Source organism: Stenotrophomonas sp. GbtcB23 (assembly GCF_019091045.1).
GTDB lineage: Bacteria > Pseudomonadota > Gammaproteobacteria > Xanthomonadales > Xanthomonadaceae > Stenotrophomonas > Stenotrophomonas rhizophila_A.
The window spans coordinates 1-25,535 of sequence record NZ_JAGXKC010000003.1 but is presented as its reverse complement, the minus strand read 5'-3'; the positions used below and the strand labels follow the sequence as shown (position 1 = coordinate 25,535).

Genomic DNA, 25,535 nt, shown 5'->3' with positions numbered 1-25,535 from the left:
AATGCGCGGCAAGGCGCACGACCAACGGTCGTGCGCTACCCGACAGGGTTGGCATCCGGCCGGTCACGCGGACCTGCAACCGGTAGGGCACGACCGTTGGTCGTGCCGTCTGCGCCCGATACGCACGGCTATCCACCGCTTATCCACAGGGTTGTGCATGGCTGTGGCGGCCGCTCCGTGCCTACCATGTCCCTCGCTCCACACTGCAGGAAGAACACCCCCTCATGTCCGCCCGCTCCGGCTTCCGTTCCGACCGCAAAGACCGCGGTGACCGCTTTGATCGCGACGAGATGCGCATCGACGCGCTGCGCGTGCCTCCGCATTCGATCGAGGCCGAGCAGGCGGTGCTGGGCGGCTTGATGCTGGCCCCGGAAAGCTACGACCGGATCAACGACCAGCTGACCGAAACCGACTTCTACCGGCGCGACCACCAGACCATCTACCGGGCGATCCGCGAGCTGTCCGAGCGCGACCGCCCGTTCGATGCGGTGACCCTGGGCGAGTGGTTCGAATCGCAGGGCAAGATGGAACTGGTCGGCGATGGCGCCTACCTGATCGAACTGGCCAGCACCACGCCGTCGGCGGCCAACATCTCGGCCTATGCCGAGATCGTGCGCGACAAGGCGGTGCTGCGGCAGCTGATCCAGGTCGGCACCGACATCGTCAACGATGGTTTCCAGCCGGAAGGCCGCGAGAGCAGCGAACTGCTGTCGGCCGCGGAAAAATCGGTGTTCGCCATCGCCGAGCAGGGCGCGCGTGGCCGCACCGATTTCGTGGCGATGCCCGGCGCGCTCAAGGACGCCTTCGAAGAGCTGCGCAACCGCTTCGAGAACGGCGGCAACATCACCGGCCTGCCCACCGGCTACGCCGACTTCGACGCGATGACCGCCGGCCTGCAGCCGACCGACCTGATCATCCTGGCCGCGCGACCGGCCATGGGCAAGACCACCTTCGCGCTGAACATCGCCGAGTACGCGGCCATCAAGTCCAAGAAGGGCGTGGCGGTGTTCTCGATGGAAATGTCGGCGTCGCAGCTGGCCATGCGCCTGATTTCCTCCAACGGCCGCATCAACGCCCAGCGCCTGCGTACCGGCCAGCTGGAAGACGAGGACTGGAGCCGGGTCACCGGCGCCATCCGCATGCTGAAGGAAACCAAGATCTTCATCGACGACACGCCGGGCGTGTCGCCGGAGATCCTGCGCTCCAAGTGCCGCCGCCTCAAGCGCGAGCATGACCTGGGGTTGATCGTGATCGACTACCTGCAGCTGATGAGCGTGCCGGGCAACAGCGAAAACCGCGCCACCGAAATCTCGGAAATCTCGCGTTCGCTCAAGGGCCTGGCCAAGGAACTGAACGTGCCGGTGATCGCGCTGTCGCAGCTCAACCGCTCGCTGGAAACCCGAACCGACAAGCGCCCGGTGATGGCCGACCTTCGCGAATCCGGCGCAATCGAGCAGGACGCGGACATGATCGTGTTCATCTACCGCGACGATTACTACAACAAGGAAAATTCCCCGGACAAGGGGTTGGCCGAGATCATCATCGGCAAGCACCGAGGCGGCCCGACCGGCTCGTGCAAGCTCAAGTTCTTCGGCGAGTACACCCGGTTCGACAACCTCTCGCACGATTCGGTGGGGTCGTTCGAATGATGCCGGGCGCACGACCAACGGTCGTGCGCTACCGGGGTGGTGCCGGACGGACCCATGCCCGACCGGGTGTGCCGGACGGACCCGGTAGGTACCGACCGTTGGTCGGTACGCGTTTCGTCGGCGGATCCGGGGTTTCGTCGCAAACCGGTTGAACCGGGGCGGGCAGGGCGGCAACGTGGTCCTGCCGCGGCAAGGTGCCGCCCTGGAGACCCGTCATGAAGACCCTGTTCGCGCTCGGCGTATGGTGCCTGCTGTTCGTGCTGTGCTGGCCGCTGGCGATCCTGGCCCTGCTGGCCTGGCCGTTCGTATGGTTGCTGAGCCTGCCGTTCCGGCTGGTCGGCGTCACCTTCTCGGCGCTGTTCGCGTTCCTGGGTGCACTGCTCATGCTGCCCGCACGCCTGCTGGGTGGTGGCCGCATGGCGACAGCACGGTAGAGCCGACTGTCAGTCGGCCATAGCACGGTAGAGCCGACTGTCAGTCGGCCATAGCACGGTAGAGCCGACTGTCAGTCGGCTATCGCGCACAGCGCGATGTTCCGGGATCGCGCCTACGGCAGCCGACTGACAGTCGGCTCTACCTTTGGCAATGCGTCGAGTGGACGGCGTACGCCCACAAAAAACCCCGCCTAGGCGGGGTTTTTCGTTGCATCACCACGGGGCCGGTCAGTTGGCCTTGTGGATCGCGCGCTTGCTCACGGCCATGGCGGCGTCGTGGACGACTTCCGACAGGGACGGGTGGGCGTGGCAGATGCGGGCCAGGTCGTCGGCCGAACCACTGAACTCCATGGTCAGCACGCCTTCGTGGACCAGCTCGGACACGTTTGCGCCGACCAGGTGCATGCCCAGGATGCGGTCGGTCTCGGCGTGGGCCAGGACCTTGACGAAGCCAGCCGGCTCGATCATCGCCACGGCACGGCCGTTGGCGGCGAACGGGAAGCTGCCGGCCTTGTACGGAATGCCTTCGGCCTTCAGCTGCTCTTCGGTCTTGCCAACCCAGGCCAGTTCCGGCTCGGTGTAGATGACCCACGGAATGGTGTCCATGTTGACGTGGCCCGGCAGGCCCGCGATCAGCTCGGCCACCGCGATGCCTTCCTCGAAGCCCTTGTGCGCCAGCATCGGGCCGCGCACGCAGTCGCCGACCGCCCACACGCCGTCAACGCCGGTGTGGCAATGGTCGTCCACTTCGATCTGGCCACGCTCGTTGACCTTCACGCCGGTACCTTCGGCCAGCAGGCCCTTGGTCGCGGCGCGGCGGCCGACGGCCACCAGCAGCTTGTCCACCACCAGGCTCTTTTCGCCTTCGGCGTCGGTGTAGGTCAGGGCGACTTCCTTCTTCTTGCCCTTGCCGGTCACTTCCGCCTTGGAAACCTTGGCACCCAGGCGGATGTCCAGGCCCTGCTTCTTGAATTCCTTGGCGGCAACCTTGCCCACTTCGGCATCGGCCGCGGCCAGGAAGGTCGGCAGCGCTTCCAGGATGGTCACTTCGGCGCCGAGGCGCTTCCACACGCTGCCCAGTTCCAGGCCGATCACACCGGCGCCGATCACGGCCAGGCGCGCCGGCACTTCGGTGAAGTCCAGGCCGCCGACGTTGTCGACGATGGTCTCGCCGTCGAACTTGGCGAACGGCAGTTCGATCGAATCCGAACCGGCGGCGATGATCACGTTGGTGCCCTTGAGCTCGACGACTTCGCCGTCGTGCTGGGTGACCTTGACCACGTTGCCCGGCTGCAGTTCACCGAAACCGTAGTAGGCGGTGACCTTGTTGGCCTTGAACAGCATGGCGATGCCGCCAGTGAACTGCTTGACGATCTTGTCCTTGCGGCCAACCATCGCCTCGACGTCCATCTTGGCGTCCTTGAAGCTGATGCCGTGGTCGCCAAAGATGTGGCCCATGTTCCAGAACTGGCGCGAGGAGTCCAGCAGCGCCTTGGACGGGATGCAGCCCACGCGCAGGCAGGTACCGCCCAGCGCCGGCTTGCCATCCTTGCCCAGGGCAGCGTCGATGCAGGCGGTCTTCAGACCCAGCTGCGCGGCGCGGATGGCGGCGTGGTAGCCGGCCGGACCGGCACCGATGACGACAACGTCGAATTGTTCAGCCATTGAAAATTCCTTGATGCTTTACCAGAACCCCTCCGCGCAGGCGCGGAGGGGCGGGAGGTCTTACAGGCCGAACAGCATGCGGCCCGGGTTTTCCAGCTGGTTCTTGATGTCCACCAGGAACTGCACCGAATCCTTGCCGTCGATGATGCGGTGGTCGTAGGACATCGCCAGGTACATCATCGGCGCGATCACGACCTGGCCGTTCTGGGCGATCGGACGCTCCTTGATGGCGTGCATGCCCAGGATGGCGCTCTGCGGCGGGTTGATGATCGGGGTGGACAGCAGCGAACCGAAGGTGCCGCCGTTGGTCACGGTGAAGGTGCCGCCCTGCAGTTCTTCCAGGCTGAGCTTGCCGTCACGGGCCTTCTTGGCGTAGTCGGCAATGGTCTTTTCGATGTCGGCGAACGACATGCGCTCGACGTTGCGCAGCACCGGCGTGACCAGGCCCTTCTCGGTCGAGACCGCGATGGAGATGTCCGAGTAGCCGTGGTAGATGATGTCGTCGCCGTCGATCGAGGCGTTGACCAGCGGGAAGCGCTGCAGCGCGTTGGCGGCGGCCTTCACGAAGAAGCTCATGAAGCCCAGCTTGATGCCGTGCGCCTTGACGAATTCGTCCTGCAGGTCCTTGCGCGCGGCCGACACCTTGGACAGGTCGACTTCGTTGAAGGTGGTCAGCATGGCGGTGGAGTTCTTGGACTCCATCAGGCGTTCGGCGATGCGCTTGCGGATGCGGGTCATCGGCACGCGTTCTTCCGGACGTGCGCCACCGGCCTTGCCGGCGCCGCCGTTGCGGGCGAAGTTGACGATGTCTTCCTTGGTCACCGCGCCGCGACGGCCGGTGCCGTCCACATCGGCCGGGTTGACGCCTTCGGTGATCGCGCTGAAGCGCGCGCCCGGGGGCAGGGCATCGGCAGCGGACTTCGACGCCGGGGCCGGCGCGGCAGCAGCGGCCGGAGCAGCGGCAGCGGCCGGCGCAGCAGCGGCCGGCTTGGCTTCAGCAGCAGCCGGAGCCGGGGCAGCCGCCACGGCACCTTCCTCGATGACCGCCACGACCTGGCTGGAGGTCACGGTGGCACCCACTTCGAACTTGATTTCCTTCAGCACGCCATCAACCGGCGACGGCACTTCCAGCACGACCTTGTCGGTTTCCAGGTCGAGCAGGTTTTCGTCACGCTTGACGGCGTCGCCGACCTTCTTGTGCCAGGTGGCGATGGTGCCGTCGGCGACGGATTCGGGCAGTACCGGGGCTTTGACTTCGGTGGCCATGCGGGGGCTTCCTGGTTTGTCTTTTCTGGAATGAGGGGAAAGTTATTCAGCGACCGCGTCGTTGAACGGGTTGACCAAGGCATCGGCGACCAGCTTCTGCTGTTCGATGATGTGGTCGGCCATGTGACCGGCAGCCGGGGAGGCCGAACGGGCGCGACCGGCGTAGTGCAGGCTCTGGCCATCGGCCAGGCAGAACTGCAGGTGGTGGCGGATCTGGTACCACGCGCCCTGGTTCTGCGGTTCTTCCTGCGTCCACACCACGTCGGTGGCCTTGCCGTACTTCTTCAGTTCGGCCGCCAGCAGCGCGCGCGGGAACGGGTACAGCTGTTCCACGCGGATGATGGCAACGTCGTCCTGGCCACGCTTGGTCTGGTCTTCCAGCAGGTCGTAGTAGACCTTGCCCGAACACAGCACCACGCGCTTGACCTTCTTGGCTTCTGCGTTGGCATCGCCGATCAGGTGCTGGAACTCGCCGTTGGCCAGCTCGTCCAGGGTCGACACGGCCAGCTTGTGGCGCAGCAGCGACTTGGGCGACATCACCACCAGCGGCTTGCGGGTGGTCAGGTGCATCTGGCGGCGCAGCATGTGGAACGCCTGCGCCGGGGTCGACGGCACCACCACCAGCATGTTTTCCAGCGCGCACAGCTGCAGGAAGCGCTCCAGGCGCGCCGAGCTGTGTTCCGGGCCTTGCCCTTCATAACCGTGCGGCAGCAGCAGGGTCAGGCCGGTGATACGGCCCCACTTGGCTTCGCCGGCAGCGATGAACTGGTCGATCACCACCTGGGCGCCGTTGGCGAAATCGCCGAACTGGCCTTCCCAGATGCACAGGGTGTTGGGATCGGTGGTCGAGAACCCGTACTCGTAGGCCATCACCGCTTCTTCGCTGAGCAGCGAATCGATGATGCTGGCCTTCTCCGGCGAATCCACCAGCTGCCGCAGCGGCAGGTAGTAGTTGTCGGTCTTCTGGTCGTGCAGGATCGCGTGGCGGTGGGTGAACGTACCGCGACCCACGTCCTGGCCGACCAGGCGCAGTGCGTGGCCTTCGTCGAGCAGGGTGGCGTAGGCCAGGTTCTCGGCAAAGCCCCAGTCGCCCGGGATCTCGCCGGCGGCCATCTTGCGGCGGTCGTCGTACACCTTGGCCACGCGCGAGTGCAGTTCCACTTCGGCCGGCACGGTGTTGATCAGGTCGGCCAGCTGCTTCAGCTTCGCCGGGTCCACCCTGGTGGAGACCGGGTCGGACAGCTTGCCTTCCAGCAGCTTGGGCCAATCCACGAACAGCGCGCTGCTCGGCGGGGTCTTTTCGACCTTGGCCAGTTCGGTGGTGACTTCGCCGGCGTCCAGCTTCTCGCGGTAGGCATCGACCATCGCCTTGCCGGCACCGGCGGCGATCACGCCCGCCTGTTCCAGCTGCGCGGCGTACAGCTCGCGGGTGGTCTGGTGCTTGCGGATCACCTGGTACATCAGCGGCTGGGTGATCGCCGGTTCGTCGGCCTCGTTGTGGCCCCAACGGCGGTAGCACATCAGGTCGATGACCACGTCCTTGGCGAACTTCTGGCGGAACTCGAAGGCCAGCCTGGCGGCGAACACCACCGCTTCCGGATCGTCACCGTTCACGTGCAGCACCGGGGCGGCGATCATCTTGGCCACGTCGGTGGCGTAACGGGTCGAGCGGGTGTCTTCCGGGTTCGACGTGGTGAAGCCAACCTGGTTGTTCACCACGATGTGCACGGTGCCACCGACGGCAAAGCCGCGGGCCTGCGACATCTGGAACAGTTCCATCACCACGCCCTGGCCGGAGAAGGCCGCGTCGCCGTGGATCAGGATCGGCATGACCTGCTTGCGGGCGGTGTCCTTGCGGCGCTCCTGGCGCGAACGCACGGAACCGGCCACGACCGGGTCGGCGATTTCCAGGTGCGACGGGTTGAACGCCAGCGCCAGGTGGACCGGGCCACCGTCGGTGGCCACGTCGGCCGAGAAGCCCATGTGGTACTTCACGTCGCCGGCCGAGGCGTGCTCGTCGTGCTCGAACTTGCCTTCGAACTCGTCGAACAGCTTGCGCGGGTTCTTGCCCAGGGTGTTGACCAGCACGTTGAGGCGGCCGCGGTGGGCCATGCCGATCACCACGTCCTTGACGCCATCCTTGCCGGCGTCACGGATGATGGTGTCCATCATCGGGATCAGCGAATCGCCGCCTTCCAGCGAGAAGCGCTTCTGGCCGACGTATTTGGTGTGCAGGTAGCGTTCCAGGCCTTCGGCAGCGGTCAGGCGCTCCAGCGTGCGGCGCTGGGTGTCAGCGTCCAGGCTGTAGTTGCCACCGGCCAGTTCCAGGCGCTGGTAGATCCACTGGCGCTGCTCGACCTCGGAGATGTGCATGAATTCCGCACCGATCGAGCCGGTGTAGGTCTTCTTCAGGCGCTCCAGCAGGTCGCGCAGCTTCATGCGCGGCTGGCCACCGACACCGCCGGTGCTGAACTCCGCGTTGAGGTCACCCTCGGACAGGCTGTGGAACGGCAGGCCAAGGTCCGGCGAGTTGACGGCCTGGGCCAGGCCCAGCGGGTCCAAGCGGGCGTCCAGGTGGCCGCGCGACCGGTACGCCGTGATCAGGCGACCGACATTGCGCTCGCGTTCGTCGCTGGCACCGGAGTTGCCACCGCCCTTGACGGCGTTTTTGGCGGCGTCGGCGATATGGGCGATGACGGCCGAATGCGGAATGTCACCGGCTTCGCGGCCCTTGAAGCCGTCGAAGTAGGTCTTCCATTTGGGATCGACACTGTCCGGAGAAACGAGGTACTGCTCGTACAGATCCTCGATATAGGAGGCGTTGCCGCCGGCGAGCTGCGAAGACTGCGCAAACTGCTTCAGTAGATTGTCCACGATGGAGGGTCGGATTCGCTTGTGGGGTAAGGCTTCGATGATCCGGCAGGGAAGATGAATAGCCCTGCACGGGCGGTATCTAACGGTCCAAATTGTACCCCCATCGAGACAGGAAGGGGCACCGGAACGGCCCGCGGCGGGGCCGTGGTGTCATTCCCAGACAGGTTCAGGACCCGGAACGGGACTAGAAGCCGAGCGCGCGCAGTTCGCTGCAATCGCGCGAACGTTCCCATACGCGCTGCAAACCGTCCTGCAACGGCCGCGAACGTGCGGGCATGGCGAGCCCGGCTTCACCGTCGTAGCGGAGCCCACTCAGACGAAAGTAGTAGTCGCCGGCATCGTTGAGCAGGCAGGCCGAGGCGAGGGCGCGGTCGATCGGGTCGGTCACCTGGCGCACCCGGAACACGGTGGGCAGGCGCTGGACCAGGCCCAGCAGGGGCGAGCCGGCCTGGGCGATGGCGGCCGCGTCATGGACGATCAGCCGGACCTGCTTGTCGTGGCGGGCGGTGGCGAAGCGGCGCAGGGCCTCCAGCACCGGCGGTGCATCCAGCAGGCCGGGGTCGAGTACGCGGCTGTGCAGCCACAGCTGGCGGCGGGCGCGCTCGACCACGGCGGTGGTGATGGCCACCGCCTCGTCGGCGTTGTCGATGGCGACCGCGCCGCCCGGCAGGCGGCGCAGGTGCGGGTCGGCGCTGCCGGGCCCGCTCATGTCAGGAGCCGGCGCCGCCGTCGGGGGTGCCGACGGCCTGGTCGTCGTCGCTGTCGTCGGTGTCGTCGAAATCGACGATCACTTCGACGCCATCGTCGTGGATGGTCACTTCGTGCACGCTGGCTTCGACGTCTTCATCCTCGAGAACCTCGACGGTTTCGGTGGCGTCGATGATTTCGTATTCGCCCACCGCGTCCTCTTCGTACTCGTCTTCGTCGTCGAACGCGTCGCCGTCGAGCAGCTGGTAATAGCCACCGGCCACCAGCGCGTGCAGGGCGTCGCGGCCCTTGGCCGAGAGCTTCTGGTACAGGGCACCACCGATCTGTTCGGCGGCGGCCAGGGCCTGGGCATCCTTCACCGGCAGGGCGAATTCAAGGCCGCTGCAGTACAGGCTGGCTCCACGCTTGGCCCGGCGCCAAGCCAGGCGGGCCCAGGGGTGGCGGCCGAGCTCGATGCCTTCGGCCAGGGCGGCTTCGATGTGTTCGCGCGGGAGCGGTTCGCCGGAGGCGACCACGTCACCGGCGGCGCGGTAGGTGGTGATGAAGCGGCCGAACCAGTCGCCGAGGCGGTCGGGGTCGTTCATGCGGATGGCGTTGAGGGCCTGGACCACGCGGCCCATGGCCACGGCGTCGATTTCGTTGGGGTCTTCGGGCACCTGCAGGTCCGGGTCCTGGTACCGGATGGCCTCGTCGGCATCCATGATCAGGGTGTCCAAGTAGTCGCTGATGAGCTCGGCGGAGGCGGGCGCGCGCATGCCGAAGGAGAAGGTCAGGCAGGGGTCTTCGGCTACGCCGTTATGGGGGACGTTGGGCGGCAGGTACAGCATGTCGCCGGGCTCGAGCACCCAGTCGTGGGTGGGCTTGAAGCGGCGCAGCAGCTTGAGTTCGACGTCGTTGCGGAACTCCAGCGGGGGGCGCCTGCCCTTGGTGGATTCGCTGGCGTCGATCTGCCAGCGGCGGTGGCCATGGGCCTGCAGCAGGAACACGTCGTACTGGTCGACGTGGGCGCCGACCGAGCCGCCGGTGGCGGCGAAGCTGATCATCACATCGTCCATGCGCCAGCGCGGCAGGAAGTCGAAGTGGCTGATCAGGGCGCGGACATCCGGGTCCCATTTGTCTACGTCCTGGACCAGCAGGGTCCAGTCGTGGTCGGGCATGCCGGGGAATTCTTCTTCCTGGAACGGGCCGGTGCGCACGGACCAGCCGTCGGTGGCGCGGTCGTGGCTGATCAGGCGGGCGAGGGCGGTCTCCTCGCAGGCCAGGCCGGCCAGGTCTTCGGGCTGGAGCGGGGTTTCAAAATCGGGGAAGGCGCCGCGGATCAGCAGCGGGCGCTTCTGCCAGTAGTCGCGCAGGAACGTCGCGGCGGGCATGCCGAGCGGCAGGCCGGGGCGGGCCTGGACTTCGATGACGGGGGTTTTGGTCTTGCGGACGGCCATGGGGGAATCCTTGAAGCGTGTAGACGGAATGCGATTGGCGCAGCAGACGAAGCGCGCGCTCGTCCCGCCATTGTCCGCTGGTTGAACAGGATCTGCACCTGCGCCGCACTGTCGCGCATGTCCCCGGTAGCGCCGACCGTTGGTCGCCCCACGCGGCGCCAAACGAAAACGGGGCACCGGATGTTCCGGCGCCCCGTCCGGGGTCACTACCTGATCAACGCGATCAGATCGCCTTGGCCAGATCGGCGGCCAGGCCGATGTAGCCACCCGGGGTCAGCTCGCGCAGGCCCTGCTTGGCGTCTTCCGGCAGGTCCAGCGACTCCACGAACGCCTTCATCGATTCGGCGGTGATGCCCTGGCCACGGGTCAGGGCCTTGAGTTGTTCGTAGGGGTTGGGCAGGCCATGGCGACGCATCACCGTCTGTACGGCTTCGGCCAGCACTTCCCACGCGGCATCCAGGTCGGCGTTGAGGCGTTCCGGGTTCACGGTCAGCTTGCCCAGGCCCTTGGCCAGCGAGTCCAGGGCGACCTGGCTGTGGCCGAAGGCGGTGCCCACCGCGCGCAGCACGGTGGAGTCGGTGAGGTCGCGCTGCCAGCGGCTGATCGGCAGTTTGGCGCTGAAATGTTCGAACAGGGCGTTGGCGATGCCGAAGTTGCCTTCGGCGTTTTCGAAGTCGATCGGGTTGACCTTGTGCGGCATGGTCGACGAGCCGACTTCGCCTTCCTTGAGCTTCTGCTTGAAGTAGCCCAGCGAGATGTAGCCCCAGATGTCGCGGGCCAGGTCGATCAGGATGATGTTGGCGCGGCGGGCAGCGTCGCCGATCTCGGCGATGTTGTCGTGCGGCTCGATCTGGGTGGTGTAGGGGTTGAACACCAGGCCCAGGCTTTCGACGAAGCGCTTGGCGAAGGCCGGCCAGTCCACATCCGGGTAGGCGATGGCGTGGGCGTTGTAGTTGCCCACCGCGCCATTGATCTTGCCGGTCAGCTCGACCGCGGCGATCTGGCGGCGCTGGCGCTCCAGGCGGGCGACCACGTTGGCCACTTCCTTGCCCAGGGTGGTGGGCGAGGCGGTCTGGCCGTGGGTGCGCGACAGCATCGCCTGTTCGGCCTGGGCATGGGCCAGGGTGCGCAGGCGGGCGGCGATGTCGTCCAGCGACGGCAGCAGCACGGTGCGGCGGGCTTCTTCCAGCATCAGGCCGTAGCTGAGGTTGTTGATGTCTTCGCTGGTGCAGGCGAAATGCACGAACTCCAGGGCCGGGGCCAGCTCGGCGTCATCCTTGAGCTGTTCCTTGATGAAGTACTCCACGGCCTTGACGTCGTGGTTGGTGGTGCGCTCGATTTCCTTCACCCGGGCGGCGTGGGCCGGGGCGAACCCGTCGGCCAGGGCGCGCAGGCGCGCGGCGGCGGCAGCCGGGAACGGTGCCAGCTCGGCGATGCCCGGTTCGTTGGCCAGGGCCAGCAGCCACTCCACTTCGACCTTCACGCGGGCCTTGATCAGGCCGTATTCGGAGAAGATCGGGCGCAGGGCGTCGACCTTGCCGGCATAGCGGCCATCAAGCGGGGACAGGGCGAGCAGGGCGAATTCGGACATGGCGGGCGCAGGCAATGACGGCGGGGGCCGTCATTCTACGCTGCCCCGGGGTCCTCGTCGGCCTGTTCGGGCGCCAGCCGTACGGTGACGGCCTGGATCCGGTGGCCGGCCATGCGCTTGACGGTGAACAGCTGGCCGTCGATGCGCACTTCCTCGCCTTCTTCGGGCAGGCGCTGCAGCTGGTGCACGATCAGCCCGCCGACCGAATTGAGGTGTTCGGGCGCGGCCAGGTCGCGGCCCAGCAGGCGTTCCAGGCGGAAGATGGAGGTGGAGCCGGCCACCAGCAGGGTGCCGTCGGCGCCCCGGGTGGGGGCATCCTTGACCACGTGCGGGTGCTCGTCCTCGATATCGCCGACCACCACTTCCAGCAGGTCTTCCAGGGTGAAGTAGCCCAGGATGCGGCCGTGTTCCTCCACGCACAGGGCCATGTGGGTGGTGCCGGTGCGGAAGCGCTCAAGCACGGCGGTGACCGGGGTTTCCAGCGCGATCAGGTTGGCCGGGCGCAGCAGGGCGCGCAGGTCGTCGGTGGGCTGGCCGCGGGCGATCTCCACCAGCAGGTCCTTCATGTGCAGGATGCCCAGCACTTCCTCGCCATCGCTGTCGAACCACGGGTAGCGGCTGTAGCGGCTTTCGGCGAACTCGGCCATCACCCCGGCCAAGTCCATGCCCTGGCGGAACACGCGCATGTGTTCGCGCGGGCGCATCAGGTCGCCGGCCACCAGTTCGGGCAGCTCCAGCGCGTGGCTCATCAGGGTGAGGTCCTGGTCCGGTGCGCCGGCGCCGGGCTGCTGGCGGGCGACGATCAGCTTGAGCTCTTCGCGGGAGTAGCGGTGCGAGGTGTGCTCGACATCGCCCCAGCCGGCCAGCCGCAGCAGCGCGTTGGCGCTGTGGTTGAGCAGCCAGATGGCCGGGAACATGGCCCAGTAGAACAGGTACAGCGGCGCGGCGGTCCACAGCGACATGGCTTCGGGACGGCGGATGGCCATGGACTTCGGCGCCAGTTCGCCCAGCACGATGTGCAGGAACGAGATCAGGCTGAAGGCGATGATGAAGGCGGTCAGGCGTGCGCCTTCCGGGCCCATGCCGAGCGCATCGAACAGCGGCTGCAGCAGGTGCGCGAACGCGGGTTCACCGACCCAGCCCAGGCCCAGCGAGGACAGGGTGATGCCGAGCTGGCAGGCCGAGAGGTAGGCATCCAGGTGCGAATGCACGTTGAGTAGCAGGCGGCCGCGCCAGCCGTGCCTGGCAGCCAAGCCGACGGCCTGGGTGTGGCGCAGTTTGACCAGGGCGAACTCGGCGGCCACGAAGAAGCCGTTGAGCACTACCAGGAACAGGGCCAGCAGCAGGAGCAGCAGGTTGCCGACGATCATGGGCGCCCTCGGCGCCATGCGCTGCTGGTGACGGCGGGGAAGAAACAGGTAGGCCACGAAAGGAGCGGCGTAGCCGCGAGTAACGTCGCATAGCGACGGCCCCGAAGGGGGGCACGGCAAGGCCGGGCATACCGTTGGTCGTGGCACGCACTACAGTGGGGGTCGTCGCCCATGGGAAGCGGGATACTGTCTGAATGAACACGAATTCCGAGTCTAGCCGATGCGGACTGCGGTTGGGATTCATTCCCGCTTGGGAGTATCGTGATCGCAGCCGCCAGCCAGGGAATGAAGGCCCGTTGCCAGCCGCCGTTCCCTTTCCCAACTGAAAGAATCGCGGAGTGATGCAATGAGCAAGGGTTTCAGGACCGAGCACGACAGCATGGGCGAACTGCAGGTGCCTGCAGATGCGCTGTGGGGCGCGCAGACGCAGCGCGCGGTGGACAACTTCCCGGTCTCGGGCCAACGCATGCCGCGCGGTTTCATCCGCGCGCTGGGCCTGGTGAAGGGCGCCGCAGCGGCGGTCAACGCCGAGCTGGGCCACCTGCCGAAGAACATCGGCAAGGCCATTGAAAGCGCGGCCGACGAAGTGGCCGAGGGCCGCCACGATGCGCACTTCCCGATCGACATCTACCAGACCGGGTCGGGCACGTCGTCGAACATGAATGCCAACGAGGTCATCGCCACGCTGGCCAACCGCGCGGGCAAGGCGGGCAAGACCACGGTGCATCCGAACGACCACGTCAACCAGGGCCAGAGCTCGAACGATGTGATCCCGACGGCGTTGCGGGTATCGGCGCTGCTGGGCGTACAGGAGCAGCTGCTGCCGGCGCTGGTGCACCTGCGCAAGACCATCGACAAGCGCGGCCGCGCGCTGCGCAAGGTGGTCAAGACCGGTCGCACGCACCTGATGGATGCGATGCCGCTGACCTTTGAACAGGAATTCGGTGCCTGGTCGGCGCAGCTGTCGTCGGCGCAGGAGCGCCTGGAAGACAGCCTCAAGCGGCTGCGCCGGCTGCCGCTGGGTGGCACGGCGATCGGCACGGGCATCAATGCGGACCCGCGCTTCGGCGAGCGGGTGGCCAAGCGCCTGAAGCAGCAGACCGGGGTGCGCTTTGACAGCGCGGAAAATAAATTCGAGGGCCTGGCCGCGCAGGACGATGCGGTGGAGCTGTCGGGCCAGCTCAATGCGCTGGCGGTGGCGCTGATCAAGATCGCCAACGACCTGCGCTGGATGAATGCCGGTCCGCTGGCGGGCCTGGGCGAGATCGAGCTGCCGGCGCTGCAGCCGGGCAGTTCGATCATGCCGGGCAAGGTCAATCCGGTGATTCCGGAGGCGACGGTGATGGTGTGCGCGCAGGTGATCGGGCACCACACGGCGATCACGGTGGCGGGGCAGACGGGCAACTTCCAGTTGAACGTGACGCTGCCGCTGATCGCGGCGAACCTGCTGGATGGCATCGGCCTGCTCTCCAACATCTCGCGGCTGCTGGCCGACACGGCCATCGCCGGGCTGAAAGTGCGCGAAGACCGCGTACGCGAGGCGCTGGGCCGCAACCCGATCCTGGTGACGGCGTTGAACCCGATCATCGGGTACGAAAAAGCAGCCGCCATCGCCAAGCGTGCCTACAAGGAGCAGCGGCCGGTCTTGGACGTGGCCAAGGAAGACAGTGGGTTGTCCGAAGCCGAACTGCGGCGGTTGCTGGATCCGGCGGCGCTGACGGCTGGCGGCATTCATGCCGGTGGTGGTGGTGGCGGTGGTTAAGCGCTAACGGCCAACAGCAAACAGCCAACAGCAAACAGCCAACAGCCAACAGCCAACAGCCAACAGCCAACAGCAGCGTTTCCATCTTTGAGAGCGGGGCGGCCGTCGGGCAGCCCCCTACGGGACACGCCGTAAACCCATCCTTGGGGGCTTGGCAAAAACATCCATGTTTTTGACAGTCCCTACGGGGGCTGCCCGCCGGCCGCCCCAGACAGGTGGTCGCCGGCGGATGGGAGAAGCAGCCACGCATGGCGTGGCTCTACGCGGTTGCGCTGATTTCGCGGGGGCGGGGTAGGGTCGGTTCCCAAACGACCGCACGGAACGCCACCACGTTCGATGACGCATGAAAACAATCGGCGTTGCCGTTGCCGTTGCCGTTGCCGTTGCCGTTGATCTCCGTTGCGCACCAGCCACCTGTCCGAGGGTCGGCGGGTGCGGGGGTACGGGGGCTTTGCGAAACATGGATGTTTCGCAAGAGCCCCCATGGATGGGTTCACGGCGCCCCCCGTACCCCCGCACCCGCCGGCCCTGCGCGCAGAATCCCGCAGACCAAGGCTCTGGCGTTTGACTTACGCGCTTACCGCCGATCCGCCATCAAATTGTCGAACGTCTCGGTGTAATCCTTGAACTGCGGAACACGCGTGACCAGATCCGGCGGGATCGGCTGCATGCCCGGCGGCACCTGGATCTTCACCGCGCGCTTGTCCGGGTCGTACGGGGCATCGGTGAGCGTGTTCTGGCGCAACACCTGCAGCTGGCCGAACATCTGCTGCAGCAGCGCGTGCTGGCTGTCGTCGAGCGGAATTTCGATCTCGTCGATCTTCATGTGGCCGTTGGGCAGCACGATGATGTTCGGCGCCGGCGCGCGGCGCACGGTGACCATGCCGTCGCTGACGGTGATCTTCGGCTTGCCGCGCTCGGCGCGGTGGTTGCGGTATTCCTGGTCGCAGCCGGTAGCGGCAAGGCAGAACAGGGCCAACAGCAGGAGGTACAGCTTCTTCATGGCCGGCAGTGCACAAAAAAGGGGAGGGCTAGTGTAGCCCTCCCCCCGTGCAGCGGGCCTGCCTGCGACCGGATGTCGCAGCTGCCGACGGCTCAGTTATGGCAGTCGTCGACGTCGCTCTGGTCCATGGTGGCGTAAGGCTTGAACGCCGGCAGCGCCGCCGCCAGCGCCTGCTGCTTGGCCATCATCGTCGGCAGCAGCTCGCACAGCTGCTTGGCGCTGGCTTCGATCTTGGCCGCTTCCGCATTCACCCGCTCCTCGATGCCCTGCGTGTCGCCGGAGAACACCCCGCGCAGCGCTTCGCCAGCGGCCTTCACGCCCAGGCTGGCACCGGCCACGCCGATGTCCATGCCTGCGCCCGCCAGCTTTTCCACCTGCCTGCGGTAGTCCAGCAGCAGCGCCCGCTGCTGGGCATCGATGGTGACCGCCTTGCCGTTGATCAGCAGGTCGCCCTGAGGGGTGATCTCGGCCTTGTCGTTCTGGTCGTTGGAAATCTTGATGTTGCCCTGGGCGATTTCCACCCGCGCCTTGTCCGTGGCGTCCTTCACCTTCTTGCCGATCGAATCGGCATCCACCACCGGCTTGCCCGTGGCCGGGTCGGTCTTGTTTGAATCCGTGTTGCTGCAGGCCGCCAACGGCAGGCACAGCAGCAGGGTGGGCAGCAGCAGTCGCATGTTCATGGTGGGGTCCCCTTATTTGCCGCGCGGCAGCTGCAGCTTGCCGCGCACGTCGCTGTGGTTGATGTCGCCGCTGCCACTGTTGGCCACCGTCAGGTCGCCGCCTACATCGCGGACCGTCACGTCGCCCGAGCCGTGCCGCTCGACCTTGACGCTGCCGCCCACCGCGCGGGCTTCGAAATCGCCCGAACCGATGTTGCCCAGGCTGACGTTGCCCTTGACCTGGCGCAGGTCCACATCGCCCGAACCGACCGTCTTGATATCGACATTGCCGGCGACCCCGTCCAGGGTGAGGTCGCCCGAGCCGATCGTGCCGACCGTGGCGTTGCCGCGCAGGTTGCGGGCGGTGAAATCGCCCGAGCCGATCGACAGCAGGTTCAGCGCACCGGCACCGTCGAGCTCCACATCGCCCGAGCCGATCGCCGCCGTCACCAGGCCCCTGATATCGCGCAGCTTGATGTCGCCCGAGCCGACATCGGCGCTGAGCGAATAAGCCCCGGTCACGCTGGCATCGCCCGAGCCGACCTTCATCTGCACCAGCACATTGGCCGGGATCGTGCCGCGCAGGTCCAGGTAGGCGTAGTTGCTGCCGCCGGTGTTCCAGTTCAGGCCCTGGTTTTCGCGCTGCAGCTGCACCACCAGCTTGTCGCCGACCTTCTTCTGGGTCACGGTCAGCTGGCTCAACCAGTCCGCATTGGAGGCGCAGGCGCGGCCACTGAGCTGGGCCGCGCCCGGGCCGGCCTGCAGCACCAGGTCGTGCTGGTTCACCTCGAATACCACGGCCTTCGCGCCGGCGACGTCGAGCTTGAGGTCACGCGGGGCGTTGAACCGGCACTGCGGTTCATCGGCCAGTGCGGTCAGCGGCAGCAACAGCAGGGAAGCGACGACGAGCTTGCGGATCATGGGCGGGTCCTCGAAGGAAGCGGGGTCAGATTTCGCCGGCGCGGCGGCGCAGGCGGATGGCGATGATGATGAACGCGACACCGAAGGCAGCGCCGATCCACAGCTCGGGCAGGGCGAGTGCGGCCAGCTGGCTGGACGGCGACAGCGCCGCGGCCACGTTGTCGCTGTCGCGCATCACCGACTGCAGCTGGTCGGTGCGGTAGAACAGGTCGCTGCCCGGCAGCGTGCCCAGCAGCAGGCGGCCGACGATGTGCTGCCAGAACCAGCCGCTGGTCATGTTGAACAGATTCATGACATGGGTGGTGCTGACGATGATGCCGGCAAACAGCGGCAGCATGACGGCCCACAGGAACGGCTTGGACTTGGCCCACGCCGACCACATCAGCAGCCAGCCCACGGTCGGCAGGGCCCACAGCAGGTACACCGGCAGCCAGGACAGGTGGCTGGCCACGAACGCCAGCGGGCTGGCCGGGCCCCAGATCAGGGTCAGCGGGTTGCCGCCATGGGCCAGCACCACCACCGAGAGGATCGCCATGAAGCCGAACATGGTCAGCACCGAGGCGATCACCGCGATCACCGGGGCCACCAGCAGCGCGCTCAGCGCCTTGGACAGCACGGTCTGCGTGTCCGACAGCGGCAGCGACTTCCAGAACAGGATGCTGCGGTCGCGGCGGTCGTCGTAGAGGGCGCCCAGGCAGTAGAAGAACACCACGAAGGCCAGCACCACGAACGGCCACAGCGAGCTGAGTACCAGGGTGGCGTCCAGGGCATTGCCCAGGTCGGCCATGCCCTTGGCATCCATGTGGGCGGTCAGCAGCTTCAGGTCCAGGCCGTTGACATTGATGTTGGTGTTGTCGATGTGCAGGTCACCGCTCTCGGCCGCGCGGCGCAGGCCCCACAGGCCGAGCAGGATGCCGATCAGGCTCATCACCAGCGAAATGCCGCCGGCGATCAGCGGTGCCCACAGGAAACCGCCGCGGTTTTCCCAGTACTCACGCTTGAGCAGCCACTTGAAGGTGCTGGCCTTGCTGATGGGGTGGAAGTGGACGGTGTTCATGCGTAGGTTCCCTTCATGATGGCCACGAACAGATCCGCCAGCCCCGGGCTGCGGATTTCGCCAAGCGGCGTGAGCTGGGCGCGCGGCACCCCGTCGAACAGCAGCACGGTCTTGCCGAACGGCAGGCTGCGCTCGTCGATCGGCTTCAGCGCACGCGCCGCTTCCAGCGTTTCGGCCGACACCAGCACTTCGGTGTAGCGCTCGCCGACGTCTTCCATGTCGGTGGTGAGCACGATGCGGCCGTCGCGGATGAACATCACGTCGGTGAGGATGTGTTCGATCTCTTCCACCTGGTGGGTGGTCACGATGATCGTCTTCTGCTCGTCGAAATAGTCTTCCAGCAGGCGCTGGTAGAACTCCTTGCGGTACAGGATGTCCAGGCCCAGGGTGGGCTCGTCCAGCACCAGCACCTTGGCGTCGATGGCCATCACCAGTGCCAGGTGCAGCTGCACGATCATGCCCTTGGACAGTTCACGTACGCGCTGGCGCGGCTGCAGCTTGGTGGAGGCCAGGAAGCGTTCGCAGCGGGCACGATCGAAGCGCGGGTGGACCCCGGCGACGAAATCGATCGCCTCGCGCACCTTCATCCAGCGCGGCAGCACCGCCACGTCGGCGATGAAGCACACATCATTCATCAGCGCGTTGCGCTGCACGGTCGGGTCCAGGCCCAGCACGCTCAGCTCGCCCTCGACCTGGGTCAGGCCCAGCAGCGCCTTGAGCAGGGTGGTCTTGCCCGCGCCGTTGGGGCCGATCAGGCCGGTGATCCGGCCCGGGGCGATGGTGAAGCTGGTGTTGTCCAGCGCGAGCGTGGATTTGTAGGCCTTGCGCAGGCCACGAGCGGAAATGACGACATCACTAGCAACGGCATTCATGAGGATTTCCCCTGGGGCAGCAATTCGTCGAGGCGCAGGCCCAGGCGCTGGATGCGCTCCAGGACCAGCGGCCATTCTTCATTGAGGAACCGGTCGCGCTCGCTGCTGCGCAGCTGCGTGGCCGCTTCTTCGGTCATGAACATGCCCAGGCCGCGGCGCTTCTCGACCAGGCCTTCATCGGCCAGTTCCTGGTAGGCGCGCGAAACGGTGATGGGATTGAGCTGGTACTCGGCGGCCACCTGTCGGACCGAAGGCAGCGCGTCGCCGGGCTTGATGATGCTGTCGAGCATCATGGCAATCACGCGTTCTTTCAGCTGACGGTAGATCGGAGCACCATCGCTCCATTGGATATCGCTCATGGTCAGCTCCGTGGGTTCAGCGACTGTGCGAATGAGAAGTAAGGCATGGACAGGGAGCTGTGCAGCCGGCGGGGAGGCGTGGGGGCGCCGTCGGCGTTCCCTGCCTGGATGACGCCTGCGTCCTGCGGGCTTTCAAACGCACCGGTGGCGGTCTCGCTGCCACGGTCACCGGCAGGGATGCTGAACCAGCCCAGCAACAGCAGCGCGGACGCGGCTGTCAGGGCTTTGGCGGAGTGGTGGCGCATGCGGTTCATGGGCTTCCCCTGCATCAGGTGACTGGTGTTGTATGCAACTATAACACCGGCACAGCCAAGTGCAATACCCGACACACCCCAACTGATGGCATGGGCATGACGATGGCGGCGCGATTGCGTTAACGCATTGATTATCAAGCGATTGATGGTGCCGCGGTGCGCCGGGGTCAGTCTGCAGGTATTCAGCCGCGTGACGGCCATCTACGTCAACCGCGCACTGAAACCCCCGGTGATATAGTCCGCCTTCCCCTGCAGGACAGGGTTTTCCAGCCTCTTTACCGGAGTTTCCAATGCCCCAGTCCCACCGCGCGACTTCCCCGTTCCACGCCACCCGGGCGCGCGCCCGCCGCTGGGGCAGTGGGCTGCTGCTGGTCGGGATGCTGGGCGCCGGGTCCGCCCAGGCCGCGGATCTGCTTGACCTCGACTACCGGCCGCTGGCCGGCAAGACCGAGGTGAACCTGGAAAAGCAGTACGGCGGCAAGGTGCTGCTGGTGGTCAATACCGCCAGCAAGTGCGGCTTCACCCCGCAATACGAGGCGCTGGAAGGGCTGCAGACCCGATACGCCGCGCGCGGCTTCTCGGTGCTGGGCTTCCCGTCCAATGATTTCAAGGGCCAGGAGCCGGGCAGCGAGAAGGAGATCCAGGAGTTCTGCACGCTTACCTATGGTGTGAAGTTCCCGATGTTCCAGAAAGTGCAGGTCACCGGCACCGACGCCACGCCGCTGTACCAGCGCCTGACCGCCGCCACCGGCGTTGCGCCCGGCTGGAACTTCCACAAGTACCTGCTGTCGCGCGATGGCCGGGTGGTGGCGCAGTTCTCCAGCAAGGTCAAGCCGGACGACAAGGAACTGGTGGCGGCAATCGAACGTGAGCTGTCCGTTGCGCCTGCAAAGCGCTGACATCCTCGACATCTCGCACGTGCGTGCGACAATGATCGCTTTCGCGCCGACGTCGGCGTCCAGTCACTTCCAGGAAAGCAGCAAATGAAGATGGGAATGCGCGGCGCTGCGGCGTCGGTTCTGATTCTGGCGATGGGTGCCACCGGTACCGTGATGTCGCAACAACCGGCCGCAGGCGCGGCCGCCAAGGAGACTTCTGCTTTGACCTCCCAGCGTGAAAAAGTCGGCTACGCCATTGGTATGGACGTGGCCAAGTCCTTCGAGCCGATTGCCGACCAGATCGACATCGCGGCCCTGCGCCGCGCGGTGACCAACGCCTTCGAAGGCAAGCAGCCGCTGATCACCCAGGAACAGGCGCAGAAGACCGACCAGGCGCTGCGCATGGCGATGGCCGTCAAGGCCGGCCAGCCGGTTCCGGGCATGGCCCCGGGCACCGAGCCGCCGAAGGTGGACCGTGAACAGGTCGGCCTGATGCTGGGCAGCTATGCCGTGGGCCCGTCGCTGGCGCCGCTGAAGGACCAGGTCGACCTGGACGCGTTGTTCGACGCCGTGCAGACCGCGTTCGCCAAGGGCACCCCGAAGATGACCGCCGAACAGGCCCAGGCCACGATGGAAGGCTTCATGGCCGCCCAGCAGGCGGAAATGCAGGCCAAGGCCGCCGCCCAGGGCGAGACCAACCGCCGCGCCGGCAATGACTTCATGGCCAAGAACAAGACCGTGCCGGGCGTGGTCACCACCGCGTCGGGCCTGCAGTACCAGGTGATCCGTCCCGGTTCGGGCGAGCGCCCGCTCCCCACCAGCAAGGTCAAGGTGCATTACGAAGGCAAGCTGCTCGACGGCACCGTCTTCGACAGCAGCATCCAGCGTGGCCAGCCGATCGAGTTCGGCCTGGACCAGGTGGTCAAGGGCTGGTCGGAAGGCGTGCAGCTGATGCCGGTCGGCGCCAAGTACCGCTTCTGGATCCCGGGCGAGCTGGCCTATGGCGAGCAGGGCACCCCGGGCGGTCCGATCGGTCCGAACGCGACGCTGACCTTCGACGTCGAACTGCTGGGCATTGCTCCGTAAAACGGAACTGGAGTCAACACGGACATGCGCGTCTCAATCTTCGGTACCGGCTACGTCGGTCTGGTCACGGGTACCTGCCTGGCCGATGTCGGCCACCAGGTGGTCTGCGTCGATATCGACCAGGCCAAGGTGGATGGCCTCAACCGCGGCGTCATCCCGATCTATGAGCCGGGCCTGGAGCCGATGGTCAAGGCCAACCATGCCGCGTTGCGGCTGGCCTTCACCACCGACGCCGAGGCGGCGATCGCGCATGGCCAGGTGATCTTCATTGCCGTGGGCACGCCACCGGACGAGGACGGCAGCGCCGACCTGCAGTACGTGCTGGCCGTGGCCCGCACCATCGGCCGGCACATGCGTGTGCCGACCGTGGTGGTGAACAAGTCGACCGTGCCGGTAGGCACGGCCGACAAGGTCCGTGCCGCCATCGCCCAGGCGCTGGCCGAGCGCGGCGAGGAGATCGCCTTCGACGTGGTCTCCAACCCCGAATTCCTCAAGGAAGGCGACGCCGTGGCCGACTGCATGCGGCCGGACCGTATCGTGATCGGCGCGGCCAATGCCGATTCCGTGGCGCTGATGCGCCGCCTGTACGCACCGTTCAACCGCAACCACGACCGCGTGGTGGAAATGGACGTGCGCTCGGCTGAGCTGACCAAGTACGCCGCCAACGCCATGCTGGCGACCAAGATTTCGTTTATGAACGAAATCGCCAACATCGCCGAGAAGGTCGGTGCCGATGTCGAACAGGTCCGCCAGGGCATCGGCTCGGACCCGCGCATCGGCTGGCACTTCATCTACCCGGGCGCCGGTTACGGCGGCTCGTGTTTCCCCAAGGACGTGCAGGCGCTGGCCCGCACCGCGCAGCAGTACGGGCATGAGCCCAAGCTGCTCAATGCGGTGGAAGCGGTCAACGATGCGCAGAAGGGGCACCTGTTCCAGCTGATCCAGCGCCACTACGACCGTGGCGAGGATGAGGGCGTGCGCGGCCGCACCTTCGCGGTGTGGGGCCTGGCCTTCAAGCCGAACACCGATGACATGCGCGAAGCCTCCAGCCGCCGCCTGCTGGCACAGCTGTGGGAAGGCGGTGCCACCGTCCGCGCGTACGACCCGGAAGCCACCGACGAGGCCCGCCGCATCTTCGGCGAGCGCGACGACCTGGTGTTCTGCGACAGCGCCAATGACGCACTGGACGGCGCCGATGCGCTGGTGGTGGTCACCGAATGGAAGCAGTTCCGCAGCCCGGATTTCGCCCACCTGCGTGACACGCTGAAAGACGCCGTCGTGTTCGACGGTCGCAACCTGTACGACCCGCAGGAGATCGAAGCCGCGGGCCTGGCCTATTACGGCATTGGCCGGGGACGTTCGCTGCATGCATGATTCCACTCCCACCGCGCGTGAGCAGGCGCTGGAAGCGCGCTTGGTCGAACTTGAAATGCGGGTGTCCTTCCAGGAACAGGCCTTGGCCGAGCTGAGCGAAGCCCTGGCCGATGCCCGCATCGAGGGCAGCCGCAACGCGGACCTGACCCGCCTGCTGCTGGAGGACCTGGGCAAGGTCCGCAACGCGCTGTATTCCGATTCGGGCGAAGAACCGCCGCCCCCGCACTACTGATCGACCCAACGTCATGAGCGATACCCTCCGCGACCAGCTGCTGGGCCTTGGCTTCAAAGCCGCGCCCAAGCCCGAACGCAAGCCCGACGCCCGCCGCGATGGCCGGCCCTCCAACGCGCCGCAGGGTGCCCGACCGCAGGCCAAGGCCGGTGAGGGCGCCCGTGGGCCGCGCGATGGCCAGCGCCCGCCGCGCGAGGGCGATGCCCGTCGTGGCCCCCAGGGCAAGGGCCGCCCCGGCGGCAACGCACGTCCCGGCCAGGGCCAGAACCCCGGCCAGGGCAAGCCGCGCTCGCGCGAGGACATCGACCTGGCCAAGGCCTACGCGATCCGCGCGCAGAAGGAAAAAGACGACCGCATCGAAGCCGAGCGGCTGAAGCAGGAAGAGGCGCGTGTGCGCCGCGAAGCCAAGGTCAAGCTCGACGAGCTGCTCAAGGACAAGGCGCTCAACGATGAAGCGGCCGACATCGCGCGGCACTTCCCGTACGGCGGCAAGATCAAGCGGATCTATGTCACTGCCGAGCAGCTGCGCCAGCTCAACGCCGGCGAACTGGGCGTGCTGCAGAGCACCGGCCGCTACCTGCTGGTGACCGCAGCGGTGCTGGACGAAGCCGAAGCGATCTTCGCCCCGGCCGTGGCACTGCGCGTGGACCCCAACGCCCCGGCCGAAGACGACCCGTACGCCGATCCGGCCTACCAGGTACCTGACGACCTGGTCTGGTAAAAAAAAGCGGGTATCGACCGACGGTCGATACCTACCTGACGGGTTGAATGCGGTAGCGCACGACCGTTGGTCGTGCGGCAAAGGAGTGTGCATGCAGGAAAGCCAATTGCGACAAACCTACGTCCCGCATATCGACGGCCTGCGTGCGGTCGCCGTGTTGTCGGTCATCCTGTACCACCTCAAAGCGAGCTGGCTGCCCGGTGGCTTCACCGGTGTGGATGTGTTTTTCGTGATCTCCGGCTTCGTGGTCAGCGCCTCGGTCGATCGCCTGCCGGCGCTCGGCGGCTGGCAGGGCCTGCTGCGTTTCTACGCGCGCCGCATCCGCCGGATCGTGCCGGCGCTGGTGGTGTGCCTGCTGGTCACCGCGCTGTTCAGTGCGCTGTTCATTCCAGAATCCTGGCTCAGCGAAACCAGCGACAAGACTGGCCGCCGCGCATTTTTCGGGCTGAGCAACTGGGTGCTGGCCGCCACCGGCAACGACTACTTCTCGCCGCGCACCGAATTCAATCCGTACACGCACACCTGGTCGCTGGGCGTGGAGGAGCAGTTCTACCTGCTGTTCCCGCTGCTGTTCGTGGCGTGGTCGCGGGGCGGGCGGGCGCGCGTACTGTCGCTGGGTTTGTTCGCCGTCGCTACCGTCGCGTCGCTGGCCTACGCGCTGCGGCTGGTCGGGCAGGGCGGGCAGGAGATCCAGGCGTTCTACGTCACCACCACGCGGTTCTGGCAGCTGGGTGCTGGCGTGCTGCTGTACCAGGCAATGACGCTGGCCGGTCGTTTCGATGCGGCGCCGCTGGCGCGTGGACTGTCGTGGCGTTCGCCTTTGCTGCTGCTGGCGGTGGCGGGGCTGGGCTACGGGTTGTGGGCGGCGCGACCGGGCCACTCGCCGTGGCCGGACGGGCTGTGGCCGGTGCTCTCCACGGTGGTGCTGCTGGGGCTGCTGCAGCGACATCCGCAGGGCTGGACCGGGCGCGCGCTGGCCAGCCCGCCGATGGTCTGGGTCGGCAAGCTCTCCTACTCGCTGTACCTGTGGCATTGGCCGGTGTTCGTGCTGTTCCGCTGGTCCGTGGGGCTGGAAACCGTGCTGGCCGGGGCGTGCGCGGTGGCGCTGGTGTTCGCGCTGGCGTGGCTGTCCTGGCGCTGGGTGGAGCAGCCGCTGCGGCATGGCTCGCGCGGCCCCCGGACCAACGGGCGCTGGGTACTGCTGGGGTTGGCCGTACTGGTACTGGGCGCCGGCCTGCAGTCGGTGCTGGTCAAGCAGCAGCGGCACATTTCGTTCAGTACGGTCAGCCGGCATCCACTGGACTGGTACCCGTATGCGAAGGGGCTGAAGAAGGAAGTGCCCGCCTGCCGCGTGGTCGAGTCCA

23 protein-coding genes are annotated in these 25,535 nt (G+C 66.6%); 9 read left to right on the top strand and 14 right to left on the bottom strand.

The genetic code is table 11. The annotated features are described in order from the left end of the window. Positions 1-224: 224 nt before the first annotated feature. Both KVS69_RS01895 and KVS69_RS01890 read left to right on the top strand, forming a co-directional pair. On the top strand, positions 225-1,649 hold the full coding sequence (locus tag KVS69_RS01895) for a replicative DNA helicase (RefSeq protein ID WP_068852994.1): 1,425 nt from the start codon (positions 225-227) through the stop codon (positions 1,647-1,649). 215 nt (positions 1,650-1,864) lie between these two features. Continuing rightward, positions 1,865-2,083 carry a hypothetical protein gene (locus tag KVS69_RS01890; RefSeq protein WP_068854698.1) on the top strand — a complete coding sequence of 73 codons (219 nt, stop codon included), beginning with the start codon at positions 1,865-1,867 and terminating at the stop codon, positions 2,081-2,083. A gap of 228 nt (positions 2,084-2,311) precedes the next feature. Here the strand turns inward: KVS69_RS01890 and lpdA are convergent, their stop codons facing one another. From lpdA to KVS69_RS01855, 7 genes are all read right to left on the bottom strand, one after another. Continuing rightward, positions 2,312-3,748 (bottom strand): dihydrolipoyl dehydrogenase, encoded by a 1,437-nt coding sequence (gene lpdA / locus KVS69_RS01885; RefSeq protein ID WP_068852991.1) that lies wholly within the window; start codon positions 3,746-3,748, stop codon positions 2,312-2,314. Positions 3,749-3,808: 60 nt separating this feature from the next. Beyond that, the gene (gene sucB, locus KVS69_RS01880; RefSeq protein WP_068852987.1) at positions 3,809-5,014 is read right to left on the bottom strand and encodes a dihydrolipoyllysine-residue succinyltransferase; all 1,206 of its coding nucleotides are present in this window, start codon (positions 5,012-5,014) and stop codon (positions 3,809-3,811) included. A 42-nt stretch (positions 5,015-5,056) separates the two neighbouring features. Next, a complete protein-coding gene (locus KVS69_RS01875) occupies positions 5,057-7,888 on the bottom strand; it encodes a 2-oxoglutarate dehydrogenase E1 component (protein WP_217536132.1) in 2,832 nt (943 codons plus the stop codon). A 184-nt stretch (positions 7,889-8,072) separates the two neighbouring features. Beyond that, a complete protein-coding gene (locus KVS69_RS01870; protein ID WP_245356559.1) occupies positions 8,073-8,597 on the bottom strand; it encodes a hypothetical protein in 525 nt (174 codons plus the stop codon). A 1-nt stretch (position 8,598) separates the two neighbouring features. After that, positions 8,599-10,032, bottom strand: coding sequence for a cupin domain-containing protein (locus KVS69_RS01865; protein ID WP_217536131.1), 1,434 nt, complete (start codon positions 10,030-10,032; stop codon positions 8,599-8,601). A 223-nt stretch (positions 10,033-10,255) separates the two neighbouring features. Next, positions 10,256-11,623: an adenylosuccinate lyase gene (gene purB / locus KVS69_RS01860; protein ID WP_217536130.1), complete on the bottom strand. Its 1,368-nt coding sequence runs from the start codon at positions 11,621-11,623 to the stop codon at positions 10,256-10,258. A gap of 35 nt (positions 11,624-11,658) precedes the next feature. Beyond that, complete coding sequence (locus tag KVS69_RS01855; protein ID WP_254621974.1) at positions 11,659-12,993, bottom strand: hemolysin family protein; 1,335 nt, start codon at positions 12,991-12,993, stop codon at positions 11,659-11,661. Positions 12,994-13,339: 346 nt separating this feature from the next. On the opposite strand from KVS69_RS01855, the gene KVS69_RS01850 reads away from it, so the two are divergent. Beyond that, positions 13,340-14,755 carry a class II fumarate hydratase gene (locus tag KVS69_RS01850; RefSeq protein ID WP_068852975.1) on the top strand — a complete coding sequence of 472 codons (1,416 nt, stop codon included), beginning with the start codon at positions 13,340-13,342 and terminating at the stop codon, positions 14,753-14,755. A 577-nt stretch (positions 14,756-15,332) separates the two neighbouring features. Here the strand turns inward: KVS69_RS01850 and KVS69_RS01845 are convergent. The 7 genes from KVS69_RS01845 to KVS69_RS21025 form a co-directional block, all read right to left on the bottom strand. After that, entirely contained in the window at positions 15,333-15,758 is a 426-nt protein-coding gene (locus KVS69_RS01845; protein ID WP_068852972.1) for a hypothetical protein, read from the bottom strand. A gap of 92 nt (positions 15,759-15,850) precedes the next feature. Beyond that, positions 15,851-16,438: a DUF2884 family protein gene (locus tag KVS69_RS01840; RefSeq protein WP_217536128.1), complete on the bottom strand. Its 588-nt coding sequence runs from the start codon at positions 16,436-16,438 to the stop codon at positions 15,851-15,853. 12 nt (positions 16,439-16,450) lie between these two features. Beyond that, positions 16,451-17,338 (bottom strand): DUF2807 domain-containing protein, encoded by an 888-nt coding sequence (locus tag KVS69_RS01835; RefSeq protein ID WP_217536126.1) that lies wholly within the window; start codon positions 17,336-17,338, stop codon positions 16,451-16,453. Positions 17,339-17,363: 25 nt separating this feature from the next. Then, the gene (locus KVS69_RS01830) at positions 17,364-18,395 is read right to left on the bottom strand and encodes a hypothetical protein (RefSeq protein ID WP_217536116.1); all 1,032 of its coding nucleotides are present in this window, start codon (positions 18,393-18,395) and stop codon (positions 17,364-17,366) included. Beyond that, positions 18,392-19,267 (bottom strand): ABC transporter ATP-binding protein, encoded by an 876-nt coding sequence (locus KVS69_RS01825; RefSeq protein WP_093532528.1) that lies wholly within the window; start codon positions 19,265-19,267, stop codon positions 18,392-18,394. Before KVS69_RS01825 ends, KVS69_RS01830 begins: the two co-directional genes overlap by 4 nt. Continuing rightward, positions 19,264-19,626 carry a GntR family transcriptional regulator gene (locus tag KVS69_RS01820; RefSeq protein ID WP_068852958.1) on the bottom strand — a complete coding sequence of 121 codons (363 nt, stop codon included), beginning with the start codon at positions 19,624-19,626 and terminating at the stop codon, positions 19,264-19,266. The genes KVS69_RS01825 and KVS69_RS01820 overlap by 4 nt, the downstream gene beginning before the upstream one ends. Positions 19,627-19,628: 2 nt before the next feature. Then, positions 19,629-20,081, bottom strand: a complete 453-nt coding sequence (locus KVS69_RS21025) for a hypothetical protein (RefSeq protein ID WP_254621973.1) — start codon at positions 20,079-20,081, stop codon at positions 19,629-19,631. 176 nt (positions 20,082-20,257) lie between these two features. Here KVS69_RS21025 and KVS69_RS01810 point away from each other — a divergent pair, with 176 nt between their 5' ends. From KVS69_RS01810 to KVS69_RS01785, 6 genes are all read left to right on the top strand, one after another. Then, positions 20,258-20,779: a glutathione peroxidase gene (locus KVS69_RS01810; RefSeq protein ID WP_217536472.1), complete on the top strand. Its 522-nt coding sequence runs from the start codon at positions 20,258-20,260 to the stop codon at positions 20,777-20,779. An 84-nt stretch (positions 20,780-20,863) separates the two neighbouring features. Next, on the top strand, positions 20,864-21,844 hold the full coding sequence (locus tag KVS69_RS01805; RefSeq protein ID WP_217536114.1) for an FKBP-type peptidyl-prolyl cis-trans isomerase: 981 nt from the start codon (positions 20,864-20,866) through the stop codon (positions 21,842-21,844). A 24-nt stretch (positions 21,845-21,868) separates the two neighbouring features. Beyond that, positions 21,869-23,218, top strand: coding sequence for a UDP-glucose/GDP-mannose dehydrogenase family protein (locus tag KVS69_RS01800; protein ID WP_217536111.1), 1,350 nt, complete (start codon positions 21,869-21,871; stop codon positions 23,216-23,218). After that, entirely contained in the window at positions 23,211-23,450 is a 240-nt protein-coding gene (locus tag KVS69_RS01795) for a SlyX family protein (protein ID WP_068852947.1), read from the top strand. The genes KVS69_RS01800 and KVS69_RS01795 overlap by 8 nt, the downstream gene beginning before the upstream one ends. 13 nt (positions 23,451-23,463) lie before the next feature. Beyond that, complete coding sequence (locus tag KVS69_RS01790) at positions 23,464-24,171, top strand: DUF2058 family protein (RefSeq protein ID WP_210130588.1); 708 nt, start codon at positions 23,464-23,466, stop codon at positions 24,169-24,171. 106 nt (positions 24,172-24,277) lie between these two features. Beyond that, positions 24,278-25,535 (top strand): acyltransferase (locus tag KVS69_RS01785; RefSeq protein ID WP_254621972.1); only part of this gene is annotated, 1,258 nt, incomplete at its 3' end.

Bases quoted from the DNA above. Each gene is read 5' to 3' on its own strand.
- KVS69_RS01820 (WP_068852958.1), bottom strand. From the start codon at position 19,626: ATGAGCGATATCCAATGGAGCGATGGTGCTCCGATCTACCGTCAGCTG.
- KVS69_RS01825 (WP_093532528.1), bottom strand. From the start codon at position 19,267: ATGAATGCCGTTGCTAGTGATGTCGTCATTTCCGCTCGTGGCCTGCGC.
- KVS69_RS01830 (WP_217536116.1), bottom strand. From the start codon at position 18,395: ATGAACACCGTCCACTTCCACCCCATCAGCAAGGCCAGCACCTTCAAG.
- KVS69_RS01845 (WP_068852972.1), bottom strand. From the start codon at position 15,758: ATGAAGAAGCTGTACCTCCTGCTGTTGGCCCTGTTCTGCCTTGCCGCT.
- KVS69_RS01840 (WP_217536128.1), bottom strand. From the start codon at position 16,438: ATGAACATGCGACTGCTGCTGCCCACCCTGCTGCTGTGCCTGCCGTTG.
- KVS69_RS01835 (WP_217536126.1), bottom strand. From the start codon at position 17,338: ATGATCCGCAAGCTCGTCGTCGCTTCCCTGCTGTTGCTGCCGCTGACC.
- KVS69_RS01865 (WP_217536131.1), bottom strand. From the start codon at position 10,032: ATGGCCGTCCGCAAGACCAAAACCCCCGTCATCGAAGTCCAGGCCCGC.
- KVS69_RS01790 (WP_210130588.1), top strand. From the start codon at position 23,464: ATGAGCGATACCCTCCGCGACCAGCTGCTGGGCCTTGGCTTCAAAGCC.
- KVS69_RS01805 (WP_217536114.1), top strand. From the start codon at position 20,864: ATGAAGATGGGAATGCGCGGCGCTGCGGCGTCGGTTCTGATTCTGGCG.
- KVS69_RS01870 (WP_245356559.1), bottom strand. From the start codon at position 8,597: ATGAGCGGGCCCGGCAGCGCCGACCCGCACCTGCGCCGCCTGCCGGGC.
- KVS69_RS21025 (WP_254621973.1), bottom strand. From the start codon at position 20,081: ATGGCCGTCACGCGGCTGAATACCTGCAGACTGACCCCGGCGCACCGC.
- purB (WP_217536130.1), bottom strand. From the start codon at position 11,623: ATGTCCGAATTCGCCCTGCTCGCCCTGTCCCCGCTTGATGGCCGCTAT.
- KVS69_RS01810 (WP_217536472.1), top strand. From the start codon at position 20,258: ATGCTGGGCGCCGGGTCCGCCCAGGCCGCGGATCTGCTTGACCTCGAC.
- KVS69_RS01895 (WP_068852994.1), top strand. From the start codon at position 225: ATGTCCGCCCGCTCCGGCTTCCGTTCCGACCGCAAAGACCGCGGTGAC.
- KVS69_RS01890 (WP_068854698.1), top strand. From the start codon at position 1,865: ATGAAGACCCTGTTCGCGCTCGGCGTATGGTGCCTGCTGTTCGTGCTG.
- KVS69_RS01850 (WP_068852975.1), top strand. From the start codon at position 13,340: ATGAGCAAGGGTTTCAGGACCGAGCACGACAGCATGGGCGAACTGCAG.
- KVS69_RS01795 (WP_068852947.1), top strand. From the start codon at position 23,211: ATGCATGATTCCACTCCCACCGCGCGTGAGCAGGCGCTGGAAGCGCGC.
- lpdA (WP_068852991.1), bottom strand. From the start codon at position 3,748: ATGGCTGAACAATTCGACGTTGTCGTCATCGGTGCCGGTCCGGCCGGC.
- KVS69_RS01855 (WP_254621974.1), bottom strand. From the start codon at position 12,993: ATGATCGTCGGCAACCTGCTGCTCCTGCTGCTGGCCCTGTTCCTGGTA.
- KVS69_RS01800 (WP_217536111.1), top strand. From the start codon at position 21,869: ATGCGCGTCTCAATCTTCGGTACCGGCTACGTCGGTCTGGTCACGGGT.
- sucB (WP_068852987.1), bottom strand. From the start codon at position 5,014: ATGGCCACCGAAGTCAAAGCCCCGGTACTGCCCGAATCCGTCGCCGAC.